The sequence below is a fragment of the Domibacillus tundrae genome, from assembly GCF_000970675.1.
Taxonomy (GTDB): Bacteria; Bacillota; Bacilli; order Bacillales; family Domibacillaceae; genus Domibacillus; species Domibacillus tundrae.
The window spans coordinates 37,885-44,765 of sequence record NZ_LAJA01000035.1 but is presented as its reverse complement, the minus strand read 5'-3'; the positions used below and the strand labels follow the sequence as shown (position 1 = coordinate 44,765).

Annotated in this window: 9 protein-coding genes and 1 rRNA gene; all 10 read left to right on the top strand. The window is 44.8% G+C overall.

Annotated features, from left to right (window positions below):
* The first annotated feature begins 123 nt into the window (after window positions 1-123).
* Window positions 124-239 (top strand): 5S ribosomal RNA (rrf, locus tag VQ00_RS16985).
* Window positions 240-309: 70 nt separating this feature from the next.
* Window positions 310-1,713, top strand: a complete 1,404-nt coding sequence (locus tag VQ00_RS16980; protein ID WP_046181309.1) for an aminotransferase class I/II-fold pyridoxal phosphate-dependent enzyme — start codon at window positions 310-312, stop codon at window positions 1,711-1,713.
* Between the two features lies 1 nt (window position 1,714).
* Window positions 1,715-2,392, top strand: a complete 678-nt coding sequence (gene tmk / locus VQ00_RS16975) for a dTMP kinase (protein WP_046181308.1) — start codon at window positions 1,715-1,717, stop codon at window positions 2,390-2,392.
* Entirely contained in the window at window positions 2,389-2,718 is a 330-nt protein-coding gene (locus VQ00_RS16970) for a cyclic-di-AMP receptor (protein ID WP_046181307.1), read from the top strand. The genes tmk and VQ00_RS16970 overlap by 4 nt, the downstream gene beginning before the upstream one ends.
* A 14-nt stretch (window positions 2,719-2,732) precedes the next feature.
* Window positions 2,733-3,740, top strand: coding sequence for a DNA polymerase III subunit delta' (gene holB, locus VQ00_RS16965; RefSeq protein WP_082091642.1), 1,008 nt, complete (start codon window positions 2,733-2,735; stop codon window positions 3,738-3,740).
* Entirely contained in the window at window positions 3,733-4,560 is an 828-nt protein-coding gene (locus VQ00_RS16960; protein ID WP_046181306.1) for a PSP1 domain-containing protein, read from the top strand. Before holB ends, VQ00_RS16960 begins: the two co-directional genes overlap by 8 nt.
* A 49-nt stretch (window positions 4,561-4,609) precedes the next feature.
* A complete protein-coding gene (gene yabA, locus VQ00_RS16955; RefSeq protein WP_046181316.1) occupies window positions 4,610-4,927 on the top strand; it encodes a DNA replication initiation control protein YabA in 318 nt (105 codons plus the stop codon).
* A 58-nt stretch (window positions 4,928-4,985) separates the two neighbouring features.
* Entirely contained in the window at window positions 4,986-5,750 is a 765-nt protein-coding gene (locus VQ00_RS16950; protein WP_046181305.1) for a tRNA1(Val) (adenine(37)-N6)-methyltransferase, read from the top strand.
* Window positions 5,719-6,000, top strand: coding sequence for a GIY-YIG nuclease family protein (locus tag VQ00_RS16945; protein ID WP_046181304.1), 282 nt, complete (start codon window positions 5,719-5,721; stop codon window positions 5,998-6,000). The genes VQ00_RS16950 and VQ00_RS16945 overlap by 32 nt, the downstream gene beginning before the upstream one ends.
* Complete coding sequence (gene rsmI, locus VQ00_RS16940) at window positions 5,978-6,850, top strand: 16S rRNA (cytidine(1402)-2'-O)-methyltransferase (protein WP_425388396.1); 873 nt, start codon at window positions 5,978-5,980, stop codon at window positions 6,848-6,850. The genes VQ00_RS16945 and rsmI overlap by 23 nt, the downstream gene beginning before the upstream one ends.
* Window positions 6,851-6,881 lie beyond the last annotated feature (31 nt).

Here is a 6,881-nt window from a genome sequence, read left to right as displayed (position 1 = left end):
AAAGCTTCAGGCAGCCGTATCTGGCTGCCTGAAGCTGGACAACGTAAGAAAACCGGTTTTTTATGCCCATACAATGAACGCTTCTATCCAGTTTTGAAAGAACACTTCTTTCGAACTTCATAGTCAGGTGGCTACAGCGAAGAGGTCACACCCGTTCCCATCCCGAACACGGCAGTTAAGCTCTTCAGCGCCGATGGTAGTTGGGGGTTTCCCCCTGTGAGAGCAGGACGCCGCCTGGCAATATATTTAAGAGATGACACTACGTCATCTCTTTTTTTACATTCTTTATTCCTTGGGAGGTTCTGCCGAATGGATCATTCTTTTATGCCAGTTATGAAAGCGTTAAAAAATCATAAGCACAAGAATTCAGTTTCTTTTCACGTTCCAGGCCATAAAAATGGTTTACTCGGTCCTTGGATGGATCTTTCATTTGATGTTACGGAGCTAACTGGACTAGATGATCTTCATGCTCCCGAAGAATGTATTGCCGAAGCAGAAAACATGTTGTCGGATGTATATAAAACGGTTGAAAGCAAATTTCTTATCAATGGAAGCACCATTGGAAACTTGGCAATGATTCTTGGGACGCTTTCAAAAGGCGATACGGTATTTGTTCAGCGTAATTGCCATAAATCTGTTTTGAATGCATTAAAAATGGCTGAAGCTTTTCTTGTTTTTCTTGCGCCGGATGTTGATGAACGTACGCAGACAGCGACTCTTATTTCTGTTGAAACACTGCAAGAAGCGTATGCAGCCTATCCTAATAGTAAAGCTGTCATTTTTACCTATCCGACATATTATGGAATGACCGGTTCTTTTCAAGAGCTGGCGATAATGGCGAAATCCCATGGATCATGGGTGCTTGTAGATGAAGCGCATGGTGCGCATTTCAGGGCGAATGGAAAAGGGGTTCCGATGAGTGCACTGCAATTGGGAGCCGATATTGTTGTACAGTCGGCCCATAAGATGCTGCCGGCGATGACGATGGGAGCGTACCTTCATATTCAGTCTGAAAGAATAGATCGTGGGCGAATCCACTTTTATTTGCAGGCGCTTCAGTCCAGCAGTCCATCGTATCCGATTATGGCTTCATTGGATTATGCACGCTCTTATTTAGCTTTATATACCGAAAAAGATCATGCTTATTCGATGGATGTGAAAAAAAGAATCGTTCAGCTTCTGGAATCAAAAGGCTTCATCTGTATAACAGTAGATGATCCGTACAAGCTGCTTGTACGGGTAGAGGGACTAACAGGATATAACGTACAGGAATTGTTTGAAGCCGTCGGTGTGTACATTGAACTGGCTGATCCATGCCAGGTGCTTCTGGTTTTTCCTCTTTTAAAAGCAGGAGAAGTGTTATTTGAAGAATATGCTGCTGGAAAGCTCAGTGTCCTGCAAGTAAAAGGAGAAAAAGCAGCTGTTTCGTTTCCGAGAGACTTTCAATCTGAGCGTGTATCTGTCTTGGCATTGCCTTATAATGAGCATAGTTGCTATAGAAAAACTGCTGTTTCATTTGAAGAGGCAGCCGGGGAAGTATCGGCGGAAATGATTATTCCTTATCCGCCGGGTATACCGCTTGTTATGGAAGGGGAACGTATTTCAAGCGGACATATCCAAATGATTCAATGGCTTATGGAGCAAGGATCCCGTTTTCATGGCGGAAGCGGGTTAAACGAACAGAAGATTGTTGTGTTTCGGAAGGAGAGCTAACATGGCAGGACTATTTATTACAATAGAAGGACCCGAGGGAGCCGGTAAGACAACCGTGCTCGATCGGATTGTAACCGAGCTTCGGAAAAGAGGGCTCGATATTGTTCAAACGAGAGAACCGGGCGGCATTGCAATCGCCGAACAAATTCGCTCGGTTATTTTAAATAAAGAAAATACAGCGATGGATGCACGGACGGAAGCGTTGTTGTACGCGGCTGCCCGTCGTCAGCATTTAGCAGAAAAAGTTATTCCGGCTCTTGAACGGGGAGCGACTGTGCTTTGTGATCGGTTTGTGGACAGTTCGCTTGCATACCAAGGTTATGCACGAGGGCTGGGGATGGAGGAAGTCGGTTCGATTAATGCTTTTGCCATTGATGGAGTTATGCCCGAATTGACGCTGCTATTTGACGTCCGTCCTGAAATCGGGCTTGCACGCATTCATCGTCATGATGGCCGAGAGGTAAACAGGCTTGATCTTGAGGATCTTTCTTTTCACAAAAAAGTGCAGGAAGGTTATACGAAATTAGCGAACTTAAATAAAGATAGAATTGTGATTATTGATGCAGAACAAGAAGAAGAACACGTTTTTCAAGAAGCGCTTGCTAAAATTGAAAAAGTGCTTCGGGAAAAGATTTGGTATAATGAAAGAAATCCTGTAAGAGGGGAAGATGGTATATGAAGTTGATTATGGCAGTTGTACAGGATCAAGACAGCAATAAATTGTCTCATGCGCTCATTGAACATCAATTTCGTGCAACAAAGCTTGCTTCAACAGGCGGTTTTTTAAAAGCGGGCAATACGACGTTTATGATCGGTGTAGAAGATGACCGGGTACAGGATGCGCTTGAAATTATCAAAAAAAATTGCCAGTCGCGTGAACAGATCGCCCCTCCCGTATCGCCGATGGGAGGTAATGTTGATGCATATGTTCCCTATCCAGTTGAAGTGCCGGTCGGGGGCGCAACAATATTTGTGCTTCCAGTTGAGCAATTTCATCAATTTTAAAGGGCGTGAAGCACGTGTCTAACCCGTGGAAAGAAGCAGAAAAACGCCAGCCGATTGTGATGCGGATCATTGAAAATAGTTTACTGCGCGATCGTGTGGCGCATGCTTATTTGCTTGAAGGCGACCCGGGCACCGGGAAAAAAGAAACAGCAATGCTGTTTGCAAAAAGCCTGTTTTGCCTGGAGCCGGAAGATGAATTTATGCCATGCGGCGCCTGTATTAATTGCCGCCGCATTGAACATGGCAATCATCCGGACCTTCATGCTATTGAGCCGGATGGCTTATCGATCAAAAAAGAACAAATTTATTATTTGCAGCAGGAGTTTATAAAAACAGCAGTTGAATCGGTTTGGAAAGTATATATTGTAAATCAGGCGGATAAAATGACAGCGAGTGCCGCGAACAGCCTGCTCAAATTTTTAGAGGAACCATCCGCCAATACGGTCGCTTTTTTATTAACGGAACAAAGCAGCCGCATTTTGCCGACAATTTTGTCACGCTGCCAGCAGCTGACATTCAAGCCGATTGATTCAGATCGACTGAAGCAGCGCCTTGTTGAGGAAGAAATCAGTATTCCGATGGCGTCGCTTACATCCAAATTAACGAATCACTTGGAAGAAGCGCTTGAACAATCACGTGATGAGTGGTTTGCACTGGCACGTTCAATAGTGTTAAAATTATACGAAGGTCTAAAAGGCGGAGGGCTCTCAGCCATCGTTCCGCTTTCAGAAGACTTTTATTCGCATTTTAAAGAGAAACAGCAGGTCAGTCTTGCCCTCGATCTTTTCGTTCTCATCCATAGGGATTTGCTTTCCATTATGACCGGTGAAGAACACGGTCTTGCATTTCCTGATCGTCTCGCTTCTTTTCAACAGGATGCACTGCTCTTGTCGGCAGAAAAGCTTGCCGACCGAATGGCATCCATTTTGGAAGCGAAACGAAGACTCAATAGTAATATGAACCAGCAGCTGCTGATGGAGCAGCTTTTGTTAAAGTTACAGGGGGGACACGCCTTTGTGTAATGTAGTAGGTGTACGCTTTAAGCAAGCGGGTAAAATATATTATTTCGATCCAGGCGACCTCGGTATTCAGAAGGAAGACCATGTCATTGTGGAAACAGTGCGTGGCGTTGAATACGGACATGTCGTTGTCGGACCGAAAGAAGTTGATGAAGACGATGTCGTTCTGCCATTGAAAAAAGTCATCCGGACAGCGGATCAGAAAGACCGCCTGGCTGTTCAGGAAAACAGTGAAGCGGCCATGACTGCGTTTGATACATGCACGAGTAAAATTACGGAGCATAAGCTTGATATGAAGCTTGTCGATGTCGAATATACATTTGACCGAAACAAAGTCATTTTTTATTTTACGGCAGATGGCCGCGTTGATTTTCGTGAGCTTGTGAAAGATTTGGCATCAATTTTCCGAACGCGGATTGAACTGCGGCAGATTGGTGTCCGCGATGAAGCGAAAATGCTGGGCGGCATTGGACCATGCGGCCGAATGCTTTGCTGTTCAACATTCCTTGGTGATTTTGAGCCCGTATCGATTAAAATGGCAAAAGATCAAAACTTATCATTAAATCCAGCTAAAATTTCCGGTTTGTGCGGCCGATTAATGTGCTGCCTGAAGTATGAAAACGATGAGTATGAAGATGCGCGTCGTGTGCTGCCGGATGTTGGCCAAAAAGTGAAGACGCCAAGCGGAAATGGGCGTGTGACGGGCTTAAATATTTTAGAGCGGCTCGTGCAGGTGCACATTCCGGAATTGGAACGGACGCTTGAGTTCTCATCTGATGAGATTGGGAAAGAAGGAGCCGTTTCTGTGAAAGCAGGTGATTGATGCGGTGGAAAAGCTAGACAAGAAAGGCATTTTTGATTCAGTCAGCCATATGGAGCTGCAAATCGGTGAACTGTATCAGCAGCTTGGCGAAGTGAAGGTGCAGTTAGCCGAAATATTGGAAGAAAATAATTCATTAATGATTGAAAATGATCATTTGCGCCGCCGTCTTGAAGAACTAGACCGCGGTCATGAACGAAAAGCATCAGGGGCGGCTAATGTACAGGCGCGTGGAGCAGATATCGGCGAAGGCTATGATAACCTGGCCCGTTTGTATCAAGAAGGATTTCATATTTGCAGTGTGCACTTTGGAAGCCCGCGTAAAGACGAAGACTGTCTGTTTTGCTTATCCTTTTTAAATAAAAAATAACGAGATCGAAGCCTTCCTTTTACAAGGAAGGTTCTTTTGTGCAAAAGGAGTAAGGATTATGTTCGAATTAAAAGAAGGTGAGCGGCTTGATTATTTGCTGGCAGAAGAGCTGCGGATCATTCAAAGTCCATCTGTTTTTTCCTTTTCACTGGATGCCGTCCTTTTAGCTCGATTTGCTTCTGTACCGAAAACACGCGGATCTATCGTTGATCTTTGTTCAGGAAACGGTGTTGTGCCGCTCTTAATGTCGGCGAGAACGAGCGTATCAATGACTGGCGTAGAAATACAGGAGCGGCTTTATGATATGGCAGTCCGAAGCGTGACATATAACGGCTTAAACACGCAAATTCAAATGGTGAACGATGATTTAAAAAAAGCGCCTGAGCGGCTGGGTAAAGAAAAGCATACACTCGTCACATGCAATCCTCCGTATTTTTTGACCCCGTCAGCAAATGAAATTAATTTGAATGAACATTTGGCCATTGCCCGCCATGAAATTATGTGCACGTTAGAAGATTGCATTCTGTCGTCTTCCCAGTTGTTAAAGCAAGGAGGAAAAGCGGCATTTGTCCACCGCCCCGGCCGGCTGCTCGATATCGTTACGTTAATGAGAAAGTACCGGATTGAGCCGAAGCGCATCCAGTTTGTCTATCCGAAAGCGGGAAACAAAGAAGCAAATACTGTCCTTGTGGAGGGCATTAAAGACGGAGCACCAGATTTGAAAATTTTGCCGCCGCTTTACGTTTATGATGAAAAAGGCGAATATACAGACGAAGTGAGGACCCTTTTATATGGAGACGAGCCACCATTTTTACGTCGTTAAATGCAATGACGGCTCCCTTTACGCAGGGTATACGAATGATTTGGACAAACGAATGAGTGTCCATAATGCGGGAAAAGGAGCAAAGTATACACGCGCCCGTCTGCCTGTGATGCTTATTCATAGTGAATCATTCCAAACAAAACAGGAAGCAATGCGTGCGGAATATGCCTTTAAACAACTTCCGCGCCGAAAAAAAGAAGCGTACTTACAAAAAAGGAGTGTGGGCGGTGAACTCGCAGAAAAGCTTTGAAAAAAAGACGGGCATGCTGTACCTTGTGCCGGTGCCGATCGGGAATTTGGAAGATATAACGGTCCGTGCGATTCGGATTATGAAAGAAGCAGATGTCATCGCGGCGGAAGATACGCGCAATACGAAAAAACTATGCAATTATTTTGAGGTAGCGACACCGGTAGTCAGCTATCATGAATATAGCAATAAAGCAGCAGGCCGCAAGCTGATTGACCGTATGCAGGCGGGAGAAACCGTTGCGCTTGTCAGTGATGCCGGCACGCCATGTATTTCCGATCCAGGGCATGAACTTGTTGTGATGGCAATTGAGTCGGGTGTGAACGTTGTGCCACTTCCGGGCGCAAATGCGGCCGTGACAGCATTGATTGCTTCTGGTATTGTACCACAGCCATTTTATTTTTACGGCTTTTTAAGCCGCGGAAAAAAAGAAAAGAAAAAAGAACTTGAAAAACTGGCGAATGTGCAGCATACGTTTATTTTGTACGAATCGCCTCATCGTTTAAAAGAAACACTTACGCTCATGGAAGAATATTTAGGGACCGAGCGGCGGATTGTCTTAAGCCGTGAACTGACGAAAAAGTTTGAAGAATTTTTGCGCGGAACCATTCAGGAAGCGGCAAAATGGGCAGCGGAATCGGATATTAAAGGTGAATTTTGCTTGATTATTGAAGGAAGTGGCAAAGAACCGGCCGCTGAAATAGAAGTGCAGTGGTGGACAGACATGACCGTTGAAGCTCACGTTGCTCATTATGTAACAGAACAAAGCATGAATTCAAAAGAGGCGATTAAACAAGTAGCGAAAGAACGGAATCTGTCAAAACGCGATGTTTATGCTGCTTACCATATATAAACAAAAAAAGGTGCCCGGGAAGGCACCTTTT